The following is a 21,553-nucleotide window of genomic DNA, read 5'->3' on the forward strand; positions in this document are numbered from 1 at the left end:
CTGCCTTGGCAGGAATTTGTTATACCAACATGGTTACTGGGTTTTCAATATATCCTTTCAATGTTTGAAGGAATTGTGCCCCTGTAGCACCATCAACCGTTCTGTGGTCGCAGGCTAAAGATAATTTCATGGTATTCCCAACTACAATCTGCCCATTTTTAACCACTGGTTTCTCAACAATATTTCCAACAGAAAGAATCGCCGAATTTGGTTGGTTAATAATAGATGTAAACGTATCAATACCAAACATACCTAAGTTAGAAACTGTAAACGTACTACCGTCCATTTCTTGAGGTGTCAACTTTTTATTTTTAGCTTTACCTGCAAGTTCTCTAACAGCTCCACCTATTTGTTGTAAACTTTGTTCGTTTGCGAATTTTACTACCGGTACAACCAAACCATCTGGCACAGCTACTGCTACACCAATATGTACATGGTTATTTAAACGCATTTTATCTGCAAACCATTGTGAGTTTACTTGCGGATGTTGTTTTAATGCTAAAGCACAAGCCTTAACAACAATATCGTTATAAGATATTTTAGTATCTGGAACTGTGTTAAATTGTGTACGGAATGCAATCGCATTTTCCATATCGAATTCTACACTTAAATAATAGTGAGGTGCAGAAAACTTAGAGTTTGTCAACGCCTTTGCAATCGCTTTACGCATTTGCGAGTTTGGAATGTCTTCAAAATCTTCTTGTCCAGCTGGAACAAATTTACCAACTGAAGCACCAGATGTTGCAGGCACATAGTTCTCGATATCTGTTTTTACAATACGTCCATTTTCACCAGAACCTTGTACTTGAGATACGTTAATACCTTTCTCTTCTGCTATTTTTTTCGCTAATGGCGATATGAATAAACGACCATTAGCAGTTGTAGTCGCAACTGGTTTTGATGCTTTCACTTCCGCCTTAGGAGCATCTGCTTTTGCTTCAGCTTTAGGAGCATCTTGTTTTGGAACTTCTTGTTTAGCTGGTGCTGCTGTTGAAAAACTTGAAGCAACTCCAGAAACATCTGTTCCTGCAGGGCCAATAATGGCTAATAATGCATCGACTTTAGCCGATTCACCTTCTTGTAATCCTATAAATAATAAAGTACCTGATTGGAATGATTCAAATTCCATAGTCGCTTTATCAGTTTCAATTTCTGCTAAAATATCACCTTCAGCAACCTTATCACCAACCTTTTTAAGCCATGTTGCCACAGTACCTTCTTCCATGGTATCACTTAATCGTGGCATGGTTACAACAATAACACCTTCTGGTAATTCTGCTGATGCAGGAGCCTCTTCTTTTGCTGGAGATGCAGCAGTTTCAGCTGGCGCTTCTTTACTTTCTGGAGCAGCTTCTTCTTTAGCAGAACCACCACCTAGTAAACCAGAAATATCTTCTCCTTCATCACCAATAATTGCTAAAAGTTCATCAACCTTCGTTGTTTCTCCTTCTTGCACACCAATATGAAGTAAAGTCCCTTCGTTAAAAGACTCAAATTCCATAGTGGCTTTATCAGTTTCTATTTCAGCTAAAATATCACCTTCAATTATTTTGTCTCCAACTTTTTTTAACCAAGTTGCAACAGTTCCTTCTTCCATCGTATCGCTTAAACGCGGCATATTTACTACTATAGCCATAACTTATATTTTGTGTTTAATAAATGGATAATCTTCTTGTTCGTAAACCATATCGTAAAGTTGTTGTGTTTCTGGGTATGGAGATTCGTCTGCAAATTTTTCACATTCTGCAACTAAATCCTTCACACGCTTATCAATAACTTTAATATCATCTTCGCTTGCATAATTCTTTTCAAGAATAACATCTTTCACTTGTGTAATAGGATCGATTTTTTTGTATTCTTCAACTTCTGCTTTCGTTCTATAGTGTTGTGCATCACTCATGGAATGCCCTCTATAACGGTACGTTTTCAATTCTAAGAATGTTGGTCCGTCACCACGACGTGCACGCTGAATTGCTTCATCAAATGCTTCCGCCACTTTAATAGGGTTCATACCATCCACAGGTCCACATGGCATATCATAGCCTAAACCTAGTTTCCAAATTTCAGTATGGTTTGCAGTACGCTCTACAGAGGTTCCCATGGCATATCCGTTGTTTTCACAAACAAATACTACAGGAAGATTCCAAAGCATCGCTAAATTAAAAGTTTCATGAAGAGACCCTTGTCTTGCAGCACCATCACCAAAACAACAAATGGTTACACCATCAACGCCGTGAAATTTATCACCAAAGGCAATACCTGCACCTAAAGGAATTTGACCTCCTACGATACCATGACCACCATAAAAACGAAATTCTTTAGAAAAAATATGCATTGAACCACCCATACCTTTAGAAGTACCAGTAACCTTACCATATAATTCTGCCATAACACGTTTTGGATCTACACCCATACCTATTGGTTGCACGTGGTTTCTATAAGCAGTAATCATTTTATCTTTAGTCAAATCCATAGCGTGCAAAGCACCTGCTAACACAGCTTCTTGACCGTTATATAAATGAAGAAATCCTCTTACTTTTTGTTGAATGTAAACGGCTGCAAGTTTGTCTTCAAACTTCCTCCAGAATAACATGTCTTCGTACCATTTGAGGTAAACCTCTTTTGTGATTTTTTGCATCGACTCCTATTAAATTTTAATTACACGAAATACAAAAGTAATACATTGTGACTTATTGCAAAAATGCATTACGCTTAAAGTCTTAAAAATATATAAAAAATCAGCACATTAAGTTCAAAATTGCTTATTTAATAATTTTTAACAAAGATTATTAATGTTTTGAAAATTTCAAACGATTGAAATTTTCAAAAATCTATCAAAATCGCAAAAAACTAGAGTACCGATTTATCGAAAACAAGCGGCAATAAGTTAGCTAAAGATTCCGATTTGGCAATTTTACCAGATTTTCCCATAAAATAAATCTCGATTGGAGATGCCTGTTTCACCTCATATTCAGCAATGGCTTGCCTGCATGCACCACATGGAGGAATAGGACTTAAAGTTGGTTTGTTTTTTGAAGACGCAGAAATGGCCATTCTTACAACTTTAGCTTCTGGGTATTGCGACCCTGCATAATAAATGGCCGTACGCTCTGCACACAAACCAGACGGGTACGAGGCATTTTCTTGGTTATTTCCTGTAATAACTTCACCGTTATCTAAAAGTATGGCGGCACCTACATTAAAATTAGAATAAGGCGCATAGGCTTTATCTCTAGCTTCAAAAGCTTTATGCATTAAACTAACGGCTTCTTTAGGAAGTTCTTCCATAGCTTCATAAACATATAATGTAGATTCGATTTTCACTTCCTTCATATAATTTTCTTTTTTAATAAAGTTAAGAAACTATTTAAGACAAAAAAACTATTGCGGTTTGCAATAGTTTTTTTGTCTACTTTGATTTTATGATTGATGAGAATTTAAGATACTTTCATAGTCAAAACTCACCTCAATTTTGATACAATTTTTTAATACTCGCGGTATTCCCCTGCTCCAATATTGAAGGTTAAAGAAAAACGTAGTGTATTTTCTAAAGGGCTTTGCACTTTGGATGCTGAAAATAAATATGATAAATCGATATTAACCACATTTGCCTTAAAACCAGCACCTAAAGCTAAAAATTTTCTAGCGCCTTTATCTTCACTTTCATTAAAATACCCCATTCTAAAAGCAAAGGAATCTTGATACACATATTCAGCACCTAACGACCATGTAAATTCTTTTAACTCTTCACTAAAACCATCGGGCGCATCGCCAAACGACTGAAACATACCTGATATAAAATCAACATTAGGATCTTTACCTGCAACAATAATAGTAGGCTCATCACTACCTTGCTCCTCATCACCATCCGTATCAACATACCCATAAACAGGAGGTGTTGGCACTAATAATTTTGTAACCTCAGCAGTTACCGCTATTTTGTTGTATTGATCGAATATAAAATCGAAACCAGTTCCTAAACGTAAATTTGTAGGCTGAAAGTTTTCGATTCCTCCGGCATCATATTTAAATTTAGGTCCTATATTTTGAATCGCAAACCCCATTCTCCAGCGTCCATTAAAATCTGAATACGCCTCTTCTTCACTTTGATAGTATCCTGAAATATCGACTCCAAAAGTATTAGCTGCAGAAGCATCACCATCTACACCTTGTATTCTTAAATCTGAGCGCAAATAACGCATGGCAACAGACATAGCAAATTGATCACTTAATCGTAATGCGTACGATGCATCGATAGATAATTCACTTGGTCTTTGAATTCTAGGCTCATCAAACTCATTATCAACAAACTCAATATCACCTAAAGAGAAATATCTTAAACTAGCTGCAAAAGCACTTCGTTCGTCTAAACGATTAAAATACGTGACATTTCCTAAAAATATATCATTAACCAATTTACTTAAATAAGGTGTGTAACTTACTCCTACTCCCGACTTGGCTTCTGAAAATGCATATTTTGATGAATTCCATTGTTGAGAAAAGGCATCTACACCAGTTGCAACCCCCATATCTCCCAAAGCCGCTGCTCTGGCATCTGGTGCAATTAACAAAAACGGAATACCCGTTGTAATAACTCTTCTATCTTGATTTGGAAAAATAATGGTTTCTTGCGCACTTGCTTTAACAACAAAAACAAAGGCTATTAATAGCAATAGTTGGTTCTTCATGAATTAATTTTTATTTGACAAATATAAATTTTTATTAGAGGATAACAAGTTTCTCTATTTTTTCAACTTTTTTATTGAGAAGATCTGACTGAACAGTTAACTTATAAATATAAACACCCTTACCTATTCTATCTCCAAAATCGTCTCTACCATCCCACACAATATCTCTTGACAATGAACTATTGGTTATGGCTCCGCCAGAAGTTTGCCCATTTAAGGTTCTAACCAACTTACCTGAGACGGTGAATATCTGTATAGAAACGTTTAAAGGTGCCGAACTATTGTGATTAAACCAAAATTCGGTGTAATTTACGAACGGATTTGGATAATTAAGCACATTATTAATTTGAAGTACTTCATCTTTATCAAACACAATAAATTGAATTTCAGACACAGAAGAGTTATTATACACATCCCAAGCCTTAAGCGTTAATGTATGGAGTCCAGGTGCTAAATCTCGAAACGGAAAACTCACCACACCTTTTTGATAGTCATCCACTTCTGTTTGATAATAATCATTTAAAACAATCGGGTTTGTTTCATCACCATCTATTATAGCGACAATATCATGCCCAATACCACTAGCTGTATTTATACCGTTTGCATCATTTAACTTTGCTAATAAGGTAGGTGATTCATTTGTAATACCTCCAGATACAAAGTTTTCATCATTCATATAAAGCGCAATAACCGGCCCTATATTATCGACTTCCGCATTGTTATTTAATCCACCAATTTTTACGGTATTGACACTCGCTCCTGTTTGATCTTCTAGTAGAGCCTCATTTTTTGAGTAAAAACTCACTTTACCAAAACCAACAGGAATACTAATGTCTTTCGGCACCACAAAATCGAACTCAAATTGACCTCCTTTAACCGATGCTTGCCCTCTAAATATAATTTCGCCAAGGGTTTGAAAATCAAGCTTCACTAATTTACCATTCAGCGTAGTACCATCGTTTGCTAATGTTTGTCTATCAATATCTTTATCATAAATAGTTACTGAAAGTGTCCCGTTATAACTGGTAAGCGGGTTCCCTGATAAATCGGTTACTTCACCAGCCAATTTCACATAACTTAACGCCTTTAAAGTATCTGTAGATTGCCCAACAGGTACATCGTTAATTTTTGTAAGCTTAACACTCGGTTTTGGAAACACCAATTTCATGGCTGGATCTCCAATAAAAAAGATGAGTCTGTTTTGACTTTGACCAGATATGGATGGATTATTTTTTGTTAATCTTAGAGCTTCAGCCATAGACGGATATTCATAATCCTCATACGTATCATCATCACTATAAGAAAACAGATATTGACCCAATAAATTATTGAACGAAATGGCAAAATTCACAAATATCTGTCTGGTAGTTGTTATTAAACCAATAGCACCCGCTTGTTTATTCCAATAAGTGAACTCACCTGCTGTTTGCCTGTAAGGGTTATCAAACTTGGTATATTCACAGGTTACAGTTACAAAGCAGTTGAATTTATTAAAATTACGAAAGCCTTCAATGTCTGGTTTTAATAAAATACGCTCTTGCGCCAACCCATCTTCACCACCATGTCCAAAATAATTAACAACAAGTGCTCCGTTATCAATGGCATTTACAAATTCATTCGTTACTTGTGGATATCTATTTCCTCCTGCGGAAGTTTCTTGTTGAAATGCATCCGTATGAATTTTAACCACATTCATAAATGGCTTATTATTCATTACCAGATTCCCAACATTATCAGTCGTTTCTTGCAAAATACCTTCCCAATCTTTATCAACATCGTCTGAAACAACTACAAAATTATTTCGCCAGCTACCAAAAGAGTCTTTATTATAATACAGTTCCACCTTATCAACCAACTCTTTAGCACGTTGCGGTGTATCAGCCAAAACACGCCCCACTGCAATATCTAATTTATCACTTGTTGCCATGGTGCCTTCATTAGCATCCATCATACCATAAAAATCATCAGATACAAATGAGCTTGTCAAGTTAAAGCTACTATAGGAATGCCACGAGGGCACAATGTTCGTATTATTGGGCACTCGGTTTTTATAGTCGAAGGATCCATCGCCAAACATACACAAGTACTTTATTTTCTTTTCAGGCGCACTCGCATTATCATAAACATACTTCACTAAATTCCTAATAGCTCCAATATCTTGATTACCTGTGCTGAACTCATTATAAATACTCGTTAAACTAAAAACTTTTACATTTAAATTATACTGGGTTCTATTTATTTGTGCCAAACGCTCCGCTTGAGTAAGCATGTTTTCTGGTGCTACAATAATATAATCCACATCTTCAAACTGTCCCTCGCTATTTAAAAACACGGTACCTTTTATATTCTGATTGCTTAAAGTCGTTTTAGAATCGAACTTAGGCTCAAAATAATCTTGAGACGTTACAGCTACATAATTTCTTAAAACCCCCATGTTTGCCTTAAAACTTAAAGTAGCAGCAGCATCTGTATTTAATACATTCGATACATTATAAATATCAGTCACATCCCAAACTTCTAAAACTTGCGTCGCATTTTCTAGGGTGTATTGAGCGATTCCGGAAGACGATGACACGACATTCTTTTTAAATTGAAACTGCTTATTATTAAATTTTAATGCCCGCGTCGCCTCTAAAGAAATATAATCTAAATACCCTAAAGCACTTGGGTTCCCTTGTTTATCATAATTAAGCCCCACCGCAATTTTAGAACCACTTACATTGATATTGTTATTATAAACAGACTCATTTGCTAAACTAGGAGTGGACGCACCTGCAATAGACAATGTAGAAACGGCAGTTCCATTCACCGTTAATTTCATAGACGTTTGTGTAGATGAAGCCGCTGCTACATACACCTTTAACCGAACCGGTGATGTTGTTACTAAATCAGGAAAATCGAAATTAAATGTTTTATCGACAGCCACATCAAAGCGATTACCAAACCAACGCCTTCCTAAAAATGCTATATTGTACTGATCTACTTCATGAAATTTATAATCTTCATACGTATTAATCTCTAAATCGACAGTACCACTAGGTTGCACAAATGGCTGAACACGTTTCCCTAAACCCGTACCTGTACTAATGTAATAATAGGTCTTGTCTGCAAAACAGTTTATATTAGTATTACTTTCCTGGTTATATTCTTTTGGGCCTTGTGCATAAAACAAAAGATAATCTTCATTATTAAACACACCATCTGCCTCACCTACAAACTTTATGGCATTTTCCTCAATATCGAATGGATATGCCACTGCGTTAGAATTAGGAATCATACGTCCACCATTACCATATAACTTAATTGTCCTAGGGTCAATATCATTCACTTTAACACCAAGTCGTTGTAAAAAACTTTTCGATAATTTAAAAACCCCAGTGGTATCTACATAAAACCGATGCCATTCACCAGTATTTAAAACCGAATTTGAAATGGCATTCGTATTATTTACTTTATTTAATGAAGAAATTCTGCTCGAACTACCTCCAGCTGAATAATTAATTTGAAATGAAGTTACTTTTTTAAAACTACCATTTGCTTCCTTAATAATAGGTGTTAATTGAAATACTGCAAATTGTTTATCTCTTGCCACCGCATTTTTTAAACTGAAACGTAATTCTGTTGGAATTGTTGAAACATCTAAGTCCTTTAAATCGTTTTTAGAAATAGTAGCATAAGATACATTAGCAACCGCAATTGAAGATTCGTTTACTGGATTAGAAACAGACCACTGCGAAACAAACTGTAAGCCTTCATCAAAACCAAAACTAAAGTTCTCCTTATTAAATGACGGAATTTCTAAAGTATAAGTTCCCCCTGAAATCTTTTGAGAAGACTCCCAATTAATGGTGAATTTTTGCTGTTGCGCAAACACAACCGAACAACATATAAATAGTAAAAGTAAAAATTTCTCTTTCATTGCTAAACTAACGTTATTAAAGTCGTGATATTATTAAAAAAATAACAAAATTAAAAACTGAAGCAAAAATACAATAATAAATGACTTAATCTTGCGTTAATATAAATCAAAAGAAGGTTAAAAAGCTCTAAAAACATCGATGTAATGATTAAAAAACAGGGTGAAATACACATTTTTTTGAACAAATCCCACAAAATAGCTTGTAGTATTCGGTTTAATTCTTATATTGCAGCACCAAAATATTATTAGCTTACTTAAACGTATGAATATGAAAAAAGTAGTAGCATTCAAGGTTTTATTAGTTTTAGCGTTAACTATAGTTACAACTAGTTGTAAAAAATCTTCGAGTTCAAAAAACAGCTCAAGGGCTACTGGATGGGATATTAATTCCAGAGAAGGTGGTTTTCAGTACAATACAGACTTTAAAGAACAAGAAACGTCTCCAGGACTTGTCTTTGTTGAAGGTGGAACGTTCACAAAAGGTCGTGTTCAAGATGACGTGATGCACGATTGGAATAATACGCCCAATCAACAACACGTACAGTCTTTTTATATGGATGAAACAGAGGTTACCAATGCTATGTACATGGAGTATTTAGATTGGACTAAACGTGTTTACCCACCAACCGACGAAAACTTCAGAGCCATTTACCATGGAGCATTACCTGATACTCTTGTTTGGAGAAACCGATTAGGCTTTAATGAAGTTATGACGGAAAATTATTTGCGTCACCCAGGATATGGTGAATACCCTGTTGTAGGTGTAAGCTGGATTCAAGCAGTTGAATTTGCTAACTGGAGATCAGATCGTGTAAACGAATATAACTTAGAACAAGCAGGCTACTTAAAACGTGACGCTAAAATAGTAGACGTTAACGCAGAATCAACGTTTAGCATAGACACATACGTAAACACACCCACCTCTACATATGGTGGAAACGAAGAAGTTATTAACCCAGAACGTGGTAATAAAAGATTTGCAAGAACGGATGCCGATGGTAACGAAACTAATATTTACGCTACTAGAGAAACAGGACTTATTACACCTAAGTACAGACTCCCAACTGAAACAGAATGGGAATATGCTGCTTTAGGATTAAGCGAAATTAGAAGCTATAACTTATACCGTGGTCGTAAAAAATACCCATGGGACGGACAATACACACGTAATGGTTCTCGTAAATACAGAGGTGACCAACTAGCCAACTTTAAACAAGGTAAAGGTGATTACGGCGGAATCGCAGGATGGTCTGATGATGGTGCTGATATTACCAATGCTGTTAAATCTTACGAACCAAATGATTTTGGCTTATACGATATGGCAGGTAACGTTGCCGAATGGGTAGCCGATGTTTACAGACCTATTGTTGATGATGAATTTAATGATTTCAACTACTACCGTGGTAACGTTTACACCAAAAACGCTATTAGTGAAGATGGTACGATACAAATAGTAACTGTAGATAACATTGTTTATGACACGCTATCAAACGGAAAAGTAATTGCTAGAAATTTACCAGGTGAAATATTACAAGTTCCTGTTGATGAAAATGAAACGTATTTACGTGCCAACTTTGACAAGAGTGACCAAATAAACTTTAGAGATGGTGATAGACAATCATCTAGACGTTTTGATGATTTCAGTGAAGAAGAGGATTCTAACGGTAAAAAAAGTGAAACTCGAAAAATGTATAACTCTCCTAACAACGTTGTTTCCAGAGATTCAGAAGGAAAACTAGTTAGAGAATATGACAAATCAAACAACAGAACTTCAATGATAAATGATGAAGTTCGCGTTTACAAAGGTGGTTCTTGGAAAGATAGAGAGTACTGGTTAGACCCAGCACAAAGACGCTACTTCCCGCAAGATATGGCTACCGATTATATTGGATTTAGATGCGCCATGTCGCGTGTTGGTTCTAAATCTAAATCAAACCAAAAAAAGAAAAGTTAATTACAACTTCTAAATAATTAAAAAAGTCCTAGCAAATGTTAGGACTTTTTTAATACATTTATTTTTAAAACCTAATACCACTATCTTTTGCAAATAGAACAACTACATACGCTTTTCTTAGAATGCGCAAACGCATGTACAGACACTAGAAAAATTCAACCTAACGACTTGTTCTTCGCTCTTAAAGGAGACAACTTTAATGGTAACACTTATGCGCAACAAGCCATACAAAGTGGTGCCAAGTATAGCATTATTGACGAAGCCGAGTTTAACACAACTTCCAACACCATTTTAGTAGAAAACGTCCTTGAGACCCTGCAAGCATTAGCAGCATTTCATCGCACTTTTTTAAATATTCCTATTATAGCACTTACAGGTAGTAATGGAAAAACAACAACCAAAGAGCTTATTAACGCGACACTGTCTCAAAAATTTAAAACCACAGCCACAGTAGGTAATTTAAACAATCATATAGGTGTGCCATTAACACTCCTTTCCATGTCCAAATGCACCGAAATTGGTATTGTTGAGATGGGCGCAAATCACCTAAAAGAAATCGAATTTTTGTGCCACATTGCAAAACCAGATTACGGTTATATAACAAACTTTGGCAAAGCACATTTAGAAGGTTTTGGAAGCGTTGAAGGCGTTATTAAGGCCAAAAGTGAATTGTATAATTTTTTAGATGAAAACAAGAAAATCATATTTGTTAACGCACAAGATATCATTCAGTTAGACAAAACAAAACAATCGCATACATTCATATTCGGAAACGATACAAACTTTGATGTTCAAATAAATTTTGTAGAGGCACAACCCAATGTTTCTGTTGCTTACAATCATTTAGACATACAAAGCCATTTAATTGGCGAATACAACTTTAATAATATTGCGGCAGCTATAGCCATTGCCAATTACTTTAAGGTAGATGACCTAGCTATAAAAGCGGGTATAGAAAACTATATGCCTACAAATAACCGGTCGCAAGTCATTATAAAAGGGTCTAATAAAATTATTTTAGATGCCTATAATGCCAACCCAACCAGCATGCAGGTGGCTATAATGAATTTTGAAAAACTAAACGACACTAACAAAATTGCTTTTTTAGGTGATATGTTTGAATTAGGAAATGATGCCGAAACAGAACATCAAAACATTGTTAACTTAGTTGAAACTTTAAACTTTCAGACTATTTTGATTGGAGAACATTTTTTCAAAACTAAAATAAACCCAAACAACACCAAGTCATACAAGAATTTTAATGATTTTAAAAACGCATTTGATTCTTCTAAAATAACCAAAAACACACTTCTAATAAAAGGTTCTCGTGGTATGGCTATGGAGCGTATTTTAGACCTGCTGTAGCAGAAAAAACAAACACACATTTAATAAAAAGGCTTTCCACACGGAAAGCCTTTTTCTAAGTTAATTAAATATCAATTCTTAATTATTTATACTGAACCGTTCTTTTGGTCTCGTAACTTTTTAATTCCAAATGCTGAAGCCCCAACTAAAAGAACAGCAAGCCCTCCATCTAAAGGAATAGAATCACCATCTTCTAACGGTGGGTCGGGAGGAACGTCAGGAGAACTTAAAGCAAACAAACCTGAAGTACATGTCATCATAAATATGACCAGCATGATACTCGTTTTTTTCAACGAAAAGCTACTTTTAATTTCCATAATATTTAGTTTTTAATGGTTAATTAATAATTATTCTTTTAATAGTTGTTACTCCGTTTGAAGTTAAATTTACGAAATATACACCTTGTTCCCTAGTGAAATTTGTTTTAATAGCGATGTGTTGACTCGCTTTAAACCCTGTTTCATAAAACAACTTCGCTCCCAAAGTATTGTAAATAGTCACTTCTAGGTCATTCATGTTTTTAGGAATATCTAAGAAGAACCTGCCTTCAGCAGTTGGGTTTGGATATAGTACAATATCCTGAACACTCCATTTTAGACTAGTTAAAGTCTGAGAAGAAAAACCAATCACAAATCGATCACCTGCTATTGATTCAGGAACACTCTCATCTATAGTATAGGAGTAATTCACAACCCCATTTTGAGGCACTACGGTAGATACATTCGTATACGTATCCAGCAAGTAAGGTATTGCACCTTGCAACTCTATACCTTCCGCCACAATGGTATAATCACTATAACGATACGTATTAATTTCCAATGGAATTTGCTCTAAAATCTCAGGAGTTGCTCTACTTTCAACACCTAATAACACACCGTCATTTGATGTTGCGAAATTCTCATCTAGGTTCGTTAATTTAGGCGCGTCATTTTCATCAATGCCGTTATTTCCAGCATTATCAAAAAGAACCAGGACACCATCTGCTTCCGATTGGCTTGCTGCCAATGCACTGGTTTCAAATAACTTTAAACGCAACTGTCCTGTACTCGCTTTTTTAGCAACAGTTTTAAACACATCCGTCTCTAACATAGATGTGTTTTTACTAGCCTGTGTAAAGTCTAATGATGCTAAACCAGCACCGCCTGTATACACCCAACCCGCCTGACCTGGCTGTAAAAATTGATTTGCATTACCAGCAGTTGCAGTACCTAGTGCAGCATACACTGTGGCATAAGCACCTCTATTACCTATATTTGGATCCCAAACCCAATAAAAAACAGGAGCAATATTAATTGTATTCTGGAATAAAATCTCACTCATATCTACAGGAGCCTGAAATGGATTCCCGAAAAACACAAAGCGCTGAACAGGAACATCGACTTCAATAGTACTCGTACCTGCATTTTCTCCAACCAGAACACCGGTTGCTCTTAAAACTGTTTCAGAAGGCTCCGGTGAATTGTTTGTTAAATCGATTGTTCTATCGCCTCTTACTAAAATATGATAGCCTTGACCTGTAACTAAGTTTGTGCCATCTGTATTGGGCATGGACACATAACTGTAAGAATTATTGTCAAACATATACATGGACGGATTACCAGTACCTGTAGCATCAAAACCATTAGCTCCCGCAATAGACCCTGTAATATGAGTACCTTGTTGCCAATTATTGGAAATGAAATCACTTGTTGTTACTGGCGAACTTAATTGACGAAATGCTCTTCTTGCAGGAATATAACGTTCGACAGTTACATCTCCAACAAAAACACCCGTACTTTCACCTATGTACGCAGACCCCGAAGTATCTGACTGCATAGTCAAACTACCAACTACTGTAATAACCCCATTATTTGTAATGACTACGGACGGGCTTACTATTAGGGACGCACCACTCTCAATGGTTAAACTTCCTCCTTCAGAAACACTTAAATTTTGACCTGTTTCCAATATTGGGTAATTGGACAATCCTCCAGAAATTTTAACATCTGAATTGATTGATAAACCAGGAGAAAAACCGCCCTCCCAATTACCTTCAACGGACCAATCGGTTCCTAAATAACCTGTCCAGACAGGATTTCCAATAACACCCTCATCTATAATACCATCACAGTTGTTATCTATACCATCAACAACTTCTGTCGCACCTGGATTAACACCTGCATTCGTGTCATCACAATCACCAGCAACCTCTGCATAACCATTTGGCACTGTTGCTGAACAAATAGCCTCGGCTGTTCTTCCGTAACCATCACCGTCTGTATCGACATAATAAATAGTAACTGTATTTACGGTACCATCTGCATCGTTACAATCGTTTGCTAAATCGAAACCATCTGCATCCAAATCATCATCACGAGTTTCTGGGTTACAATCGTTATCAACACCGTCATAAGATACTTCTGTTGCTCCTGGATTTATCTGAGCATTCGTATCATCACAATCACCAGAAACCTCAGCATAACCATTTGGCACTGTTGCTGAACAAATAGCCTCGGCTGTTGTTCCGTAACCATCACCGTCACTATCAACATAATAGGTCGTAGTAGCGTCTACAGAATCGTCATTGTCGTTACAATCGTTTGCTAAAACAAATCCATCTTCATCTAAATCATCATCCAATGTGCTAGGATTACAATCGTTATCGATGCCGTCATATGGCACTTCCGTAGCATTAGGACTAATATTAGGATTGGTATCGTCACAATCGCCTTCATTTTCGCTAAAACCGTCATCATCGTCATCCGTGGCATTAGGACTACAGTCGTTAATAGATACACCATTTTCATCTACATCATCTGGACATGGAGAATTTACTTCTGCATCGTCACAATCTGCAATTCCATCTCCATCTGTATCTGTATCGGGTGTGCCACAACCACAAAGCCCAGGATAAATTTTATCGTCATCATCTGGACAATAATCGATACAATCTTCTCCCTGTGTTATAGTGACTGAAATTTCAATCATTTCATCTGTTCCAATATCTGTTACTGTTACTATATAGGTGCCAGCAGGTTTATTTATTGTTTGGGTTGTTTCACCTGTATTCCACTCATAGGAATAGTTTCCAGAACTACCTGTTGCATTAGCTGTAGCACTACCAAGCTCTTCTGTTAATTCACAAGCTTCAGTTGTAACAAAGCTTACGCTTAATCCACTACTAATATCTGCACTAGCTTCATTATCGTTTTCATCAAACTCTATTACACTGGGGTTAACAATTCTACCTATAATGGTAGTTTCAGTATCACTTACATCCCAGTTATAACTTACTGGAACTTCACCTCCAGCAACTACAGATATATCCTGCTTACCTAAATATTGCTCCTGTCCATTATTGTCTACATAATAGAACTCTACTTCAGCATCCACATTTATATCTCCATTATTTTCAATAACACCATTAATTTGTAAAACCTGAGATATAAGTGGCGATTCATTATCTACTCCAAATTCTTTGAAGAATAAGTTCGCAGCTTCACCAACTATTATAGCCCTTGTTGCTTCATTATTCAATTCATTGGTTTCTATAATCTCACCTTTAGAATCGATAATAATTCGCACAATATGAGCTCCAGCCGTTGTAGATAACCAAGGTGTTGAAACTGATACTGTACTATTTGTATTGCTTAACAAACCAGGTACGTTTTCGATTCTTTCCAAGAATACTTCGTCTACATAAATATCGAAATCCATTTCTTCACCAGTATTTGGGAATGCAATGTTTTCATAAGTGATATCAAAGCTTACAGCTTCTCCAACTGCTGGATTTAGAATGTCTGGATTAATGAATTGACTCAATACGCGCATATCAGGTAAGTTTTTCACATTTATTGTTCTGATATAAACATTATTGGTGTCATCACACTCTTGATAAGCACCATCTGGGTCAGCAGTCCATCTAAAGGTATAGTTTCCTGTCTCAGCAAAGACAAATGAATTGTTCATCACATAGCTTCTACTTAAGCTACAACCTGCGTGACAACCGAGAATGTTTTCTTCTGATTCTTGACTCAATTCTATGAAACCTCCTGAAGAAGGCGTTTGAACCTCGAATTTAACATCTACCTCTGAAGCAGCATATAAATATTGGTTATGCAACTTAATCCAAGGAACAACTGTTGAGAATTGTATGAATTCATTTTTACCCCAGAATTGACCTCCAGAAGCACCGCACGGTGGCGTAAGATAAAATTCATGACATAACTGACTACTATTCGAATTATTAGTTTCATTCAATTCATTAATTATACCACCAGTATCTGCTGTAACAATTAATTCTTCATTAATGCCAGCAAATGGCATTTCTACTTCTACAGATACTGATCCACCTGGCTCAATATTATCGCTAACAGTTACTGTACTAAATGCTCCTCCAACTACTTGAAATTGAACATCAAATGGCGCTATAGCTGTAGCATTTCCACTATTAGTCACAGTGGTTCTATAAGTATTAGTTGCTACATTGCCTGGATCGATTGGTTCCACGACCATATCTCCACCACAGCCTGAAACAGTAAGATCAGGTTTACATTCTGACAGTGTTCTTGAATAACTAGCTATATTATTATTCTCTCTTAATTCACTTACTACTCCATTACTGGCTATTGGTACATCGACGCGTACATCGAAGTTGTAACTTCCTTCAGATGGATAGGTATATGCTAAACTAAAGCTTGCAGATTGACCATTATTTAGACCTGAAATTGTATGTGTTTCCGTACCTATAAAGGTTGAACCTTCATAAATATCTACTTCAACATCAAAACTACCAGCTGGTACATTACCTGCATTACGAACACTAAACGTTGGTGTTAAGTTTGAATTACAAAAGAAACTCGATGACCTAGGTCCAGACCAAGGTATTAAATCCGGTAACCCTACGAGAACCTGAAGGTAATCTATACTTGTATTGTTGCTTGTATAGGCTTCTGTAACTGTATTAGGTGTAATAACTGTACCTCTAATATTATACGTTCCGGCAGTTGCAAAAGTCATGACATCTAAATCAATAATATGGCTTTCATCTTCCATTAACCCAGGCACTGCATAAGAATTTGGTAATATTGGTACTCCGCCAAATTGGGCGAAATCGACAGTAGTTGCTGGAAGGGTTTGATCTCCATTATTATAAACAGTGATTTTACCACTTGTGGTTCCTCCTTCTAAAATAGAATTATCATCGTAAGCAACAGAAATCCCCCAATCGGATATTGGGTTGTAAACAATTTCAAAGGTATCAGATCCTGCTCCTGTTAATGTGTAATCTGTAACTTCTGCTGTTACTGTATACGTTCCAACATTATTACTAGCACTAAATGAAGTCGAGAAAATACCATTACTATTTGTATGTACTTGAATGGTTCGATTTAAATCTTCTATAAAGATATCGACGGTAGCACCCGCAACACTTGGGTCTTCAAGTTCAACAGCCGTATCATCATAGTATGCATAACCACTCACTCTTACACTTGGATAATTAATATTCACTATAGAAGGCGTAACATTTACATCAACCACTATTGTTCCTGGAACATTGTAATCGCCATTAGTAAATGGTCTTACCGCATTATTATCTAATTCATTACTCTCGTTAATAACATTAGTAACATCAATAGATACACGCATTGGCATCCAACCTATTTCATCTGGAGTTGTAATGTTCCATACCACTTGCTCACTACTATTTGGTGCAATATATGGCACCAGTAAGTCTGGATAAGGAATTGTTGGATCCCATTCATTCAATAATCCTACAAAGAAATTCTCCGCTGGCAAATCACTAGCATTATGAATTGTAGCAGTGATTTGTAACAGGCTCGAAGGCTCTGGATTTGGATTGTCAAATACGATATCATTAGCAAAGATTTCAATATCTGATTGTGTTAATACATCTGGCGCATCAAATGGGCCAAATATGGTTGAACAACCATCTATTACTACTTCAGTAAAAATTTCATATTCAGTATTTGCCTCAAGCGGTGAAATAGTACCTACATATAATTTACCATCTGCTATATTGGTGTCTGTCGCATTTCCTTCAGTTAACACTATAGTCTTATCATTGGCAGTATTAAATACGCCATCGGCATCATAATCAAATATGACTCTTGGATAACCAAACTGGGGTATTATGTTTCTAGTATCAGTGAAGATTACCTCCAAATTATAATCGTCTATTGGAGCACCAACTAATGGATCAATAATAGTAGCAACAAAACCTGGGTTACCAGAGAACGCAAAGAACTGCGCAATTGGGTTAATATCGGCATCAGTGTCATCACAATCACCTTGGTTTTCTGTAAATCCATCACCATCATCATCTATATCTGATGCACTATCTGGTGTATCCGGATTACAATCATCATCTTTACCATTACCAGCTATCTCAATAGCGTTAGGATTTACAGTGTTGTCGGTATCATCACAATCCCCTCCAACAGTTGCATAACCATCAGGAGTAATGTTAGAACAGATGTTTTCTAAAGTAGACCCGAAACCATCGCCATCAGCATCAACATAGTAAGTTACTGTGTTGCTAATACTGGCATCGGTATCATCACAATCATTTGCAAGTACAAATCCGTCTTCATCTAAATCATCATCCAACGTAGCAGGATCACAATCATTATCAATACCATCATAAGCAACTTCTGTAGCTCCTGGGTTTACAGTAGCATCAGTATCATTACAATCGCCATCAACAGTTGCATAGCCTGTAGGTGCTGTATTAGAACAAATATCCTCTGGAGTGGTTCCAAAACCATCACCATCGTTGTCTACATAATATGTTATAGTCGCACTTATAGTTGCATCATTAGGTGCGCAATCTAAAGTATCTATTACACCATCTCCATCAGAATCTAAAGTAGATGAACAATTAGCTGCTCCTTCCAAGACTGTTATAATAGCAATACCATTTACAGTATTATTACTTTGGTCTGTAACAAATAAAGAGACTGAATTAGTACCTAAATTATTACAAGAGAAATTGGTTTGACTTAAACTTCTTGAAGTTATACCACAATTATCTGTAGAACCATTATCTACATCGTTAACAGATATACTTGCATTGCCGGTAGCGTCTAAAACAATAGTTACCGGTTGTGTAAGTACATTAGGGTTGGTGTTGTCTTCTATAGTTACAATTGCCGTTGCTGAGTCGCTATTACCAGAAGCATCTTCTACGGTAAGCGTAACCGTATTAGCGCCTAAATTAGCACAAGTAAAACTATCAATATCAATGGAACGCGAAGTAATACTACAATTATCTGTTGAATTGTCATCTACATCATTTGCTGTAATAGAAGCATTTCCAGAAGCGTCTAGTGACACCGAAATATTTTTAGTGATTGCTACTGGGTTCATGTTGTCTTCAACGGTCACCGTAGCAGGACTACTTCCTGTATTTCCATTTGTATAGGTGACTAAAAGAGATACCGTATTGCCGCCTAAATCATTACAATTAAAGGTAGATTTACTTAGACTAACACTGGAAAAACCACAATTTTCAGACAAAACGCCGTTAATATCGGCGGGTGTGATACTGGCTTCTCCATTGGCATCGAGCTCTATAGTAATATCGTTGGTAGTAATCTCTGGAGCTATTACCGTAACTATAGCAGTATCTGTATCAGATTGCCCTTGAGCATCTTCAACAGTTAATGTTACCGTATTTAATCCAATATCATCACATGTAAAAGTATCAATGTCTATAGACTTTTGTGTTATACCACAATTGTCTGAAGAAATATCAATATCATCAACAGTTATAGATGCATTTCCAGTTTCATCTAGTGTTACTGAAATATTTCTGGCATTAGCATTTGGTGCCAAATTATCTACAACATTTACCGTAGCAGTTGCTGCATGTTGATTACCTGATGTATCTTCTACAGTAAGTGTTACTATGTTTTCTCCAATGTTCTCGCAGGTAAACGCAGTTATATCTAAACTAAAGTTAGCTATCGCACAGTTATCTGTAGAGCCATTGTCTATTTGATCTGCTGTAATACTTACACTACCATTGCTTTGTAATTCTGCAGTAATATTTTGAGTTTGCGCCACTGGTGCCACACTGTCAACAACAGTAATAGTAACGCCTAAAGTAGTTTCTGATCCGTTAGTGTCTGTTGCCGTTACGGTAACCGTATTTGCACCTAAATCAGCACAGGTAAAATCTATTTGTGGTTCATCTAAGGCAACAGAGGCTAATTCGCAATTATCAAAAGAGCCGTTGTTAACATCGTCTATAGTAATAAAACCTTCTCCATTTTCACCTAGTTCTACAGTAACATCTTCAAAAACACGTATGGTTGGACCATCTGTATCTTCAACTTCTATATCTGTTATAGTTTCGTAAAGCGAGTATGTACCGTCTTCATTTTTAACGCTAATACTTAAACTACTAATACCACACAATGCCAAATCACCAGGTATTTCTACAACATATTCATTTGGATTACCTGTTGGCGTAATAGGTACCGCGTTACCGGTGCCATAACCTAAATTAGCATTAAATAACACTTCAGCATCCGCTAGCGGCGAAACATCACCACCTTGGTTTACGTTTTCAAAAATATAGAAAGTCCGTCTGTCATATAAACTCCAAGTACCATTTTCATTTTCAATACGCATGCCTAATTTATGAAACCCTGTACCTAAAGCGCCTAATGGAATTAGGAAACTTTCGGTTGTAGTACTTGGGTTTCCAGATAAAGAAACTTTAGTGCCACTACCTGTACCTGGGTCGTTATCAAACCAGTATTCTACCCGTGTAAGGTTGGCAATAGGGCCACTTCCTGGTGCACTAATATCATCTACCACATAAAAAGTGCTTCTTCGGTATAAACTCCAAACCCCATTTTCGTTTTGTACGCGGATACCTAAACTATGAAAACCTCCCGTTAAATCGTCTAAGGGTATTAGATAACTCTGGGTAGTACTATTTGGGCTGTCAGAAATGGTTAAGGCGGTCCCGCCACCTTGTCCAGGGTCTGCATCAAACCAATATTCGGCCCCGGCAAGGGGGAATGCATCATCACCACCCGGCACACTAATATCATCTACCACATAAAATGTACTTTTTCTATATAAACTCCAAACCCCATTTTCGTTTTGTACGCGGATACCTAAACTGTGAAATCCACCTGCTAAACTACCTATAGGAATGGCGTAGCTTTGTTGTACGCTGTCTGGGCTGCCAGAAATCACTATATCTGTACCATTGCCAAAACCAGGGTCTGTATCAAACCAATATTCGGCACGGGCAAGCGGGTATGCGGCATCACTGCCGGGTGCGCTAATATCATCTACCACATAAAAAGCAGACTTGTTGTATAGACCCCAAGTGCCTTGATCGTCTAGAGCTCTAATTTGCAGGCTATGAAACCCACTATTTAAACCCGTTGTAGGGATGCTTAATGCTTCTTGCAAAAGCTCACCTGTATTTAACGTTACGTTTACCGTGGTACCATTACCAAAACCAGGATCGGTACCAAAAAAATACTCTAATTGGGTAATACTTTGGGCTGTTATAGTATTTGAGCTTGCCCAAATAGTTAAAAGTATGATCCAAAATTTGTATTTAATAGGTGGTAAGCGCAATTGTGTTAATAGCGCTCTCAT

At 36.6% G+C, this 21,553-nt stretch carries 9 protein-coding genes; 2 read left to right on the top strand and 7 right to left on the bottom strand.

Annotated elements, in window-relative coordinates; all coding sequences use genetic code 11:
* Positions 1-19: 19 nt before the first annotated feature.
* From Q5N74_RS01280 to porU, 5 genes are all read right to left on the bottom strand, one after another.
* Complete coding sequence (locus tag Q5N74_RS01280) at positions 20-1,636, bottom strand: pyruvate dehydrogenase complex dihydrolipoamide acetyltransferase (protein ID WP_304386855.1); 1,617 nt, start codon at positions 1,634-1,636, stop codon at positions 20-22.
* A 3-nt stretch (positions 1,637-1,639) separates the two neighbouring features.
* Positions 1,640-2,638: a pyruvate dehydrogenase (acetyl-transferring) E1 component subunit alpha gene (pdhA, locus tag Q5N74_RS01285; protein ID WP_304386856.1), complete on the bottom strand. Its 999-nt coding sequence runs from the start codon at positions 2,636-2,638 to the stop codon at positions 1,640-1,642.
* Positions 2,639-2,850: 212 nt separating this feature from the next.
* Positions 2,851-3,333 carry a cytidine deaminase gene (cdd, locus tag Q5N74_RS01290; protein ID WP_304386857.1) on the bottom strand — a complete coding sequence of 161 codons (483 nt, stop codon included), beginning with the start codon at positions 3,331-3,333 and terminating at the stop codon, positions 2,851-2,853.
* 152 nt (positions 3,334-3,485) lie between these two features.
* A complete protein-coding gene (porV, locus tag Q5N74_RS01295; RefSeq protein WP_304386858.1) occupies positions 3,486-4,688 on the bottom strand; it encodes a type IX secretion system outer membrane channel protein PorV in 1,203 nt (400 codons plus the stop codon).
* 34 nt (positions 4,689-4,722) lie between these two features.
* Positions 4,723-8,607, bottom strand: coding sequence for a type IX secretion system sortase PorU (gene porU, locus Q5N74_RS01300; RefSeq protein ID WP_304386859.1), 3,885 nt, complete (start codon positions 8,605-8,607; stop codon positions 4,723-4,725).
* Between the two features lie 262 nt (positions 8,608-8,869).
* Between porU and gldJ the strand changes: the two genes are divergently transcribed.
* Both gldJ and murF read left to right on the top strand, forming a co-directional pair.
* Positions 8,870-10,561: a gliding motility lipoprotein GldJ gene (gene gldJ / locus Q5N74_RS01305; RefSeq protein ID WP_304386860.1), complete on the top strand. Its 1,692-nt coding sequence runs from the start codon at positions 8,870-8,872 to the stop codon at positions 10,559-10,561.
* An 87-nt stretch (positions 10,562-10,648) separates the two neighbouring features.
* The gene (gene murF / locus Q5N74_RS01310; RefSeq protein ID WP_304386861.1) at positions 10,649-11,926 is read left to right on the top strand and encodes a UDP-N-acetylmuramoyl-tripeptide--D-alanyl-D-alanine ligase; all 1,278 of its coding nucleotides are present in this window, start codon (positions 10,649-10,651) and stop codon (positions 11,924-11,926) included.
* 86 nt (positions 11,927-12,012) lie between these two features.
* On the opposite strand, the gene Q5N74_RS01315 is transcribed toward murF, so the two are convergent.
* Together Q5N74_RS01315 and Q5N74_RS01320 are read right to left on the bottom strand one after the other, a co-directional pair.
* Positions 12,013-12,201, bottom strand: a complete 189-nt coding sequence (locus Q5N74_RS01315) for a PID-CTERM protein-sorting domain-containing protein (protein WP_304386863.1) — start codon at positions 12,199-12,201, stop codon at positions 12,013-12,015.
* A 61-nt stretch (positions 12,202-12,262) separates the two neighbouring features.
* Positions 12,263-21,553: a CARDB domain-containing protein gene (locus Q5N74_RS01320; protein ID WP_304386864.1), complete on the bottom strand. Its 9,291-nt coding sequence runs from the start codon at positions 21,551-21,553 to the stop codon at positions 12,263-12,265.

The sequence above is a fragment of the Mariniflexile sp. AS56 genome, from assembly GCF_030552475.1.
GTDB lineage: Bacteria > Bacteroidota > Bacteroidia > Flavobacteriales > Flavobacteriaceae > Mariniflexile.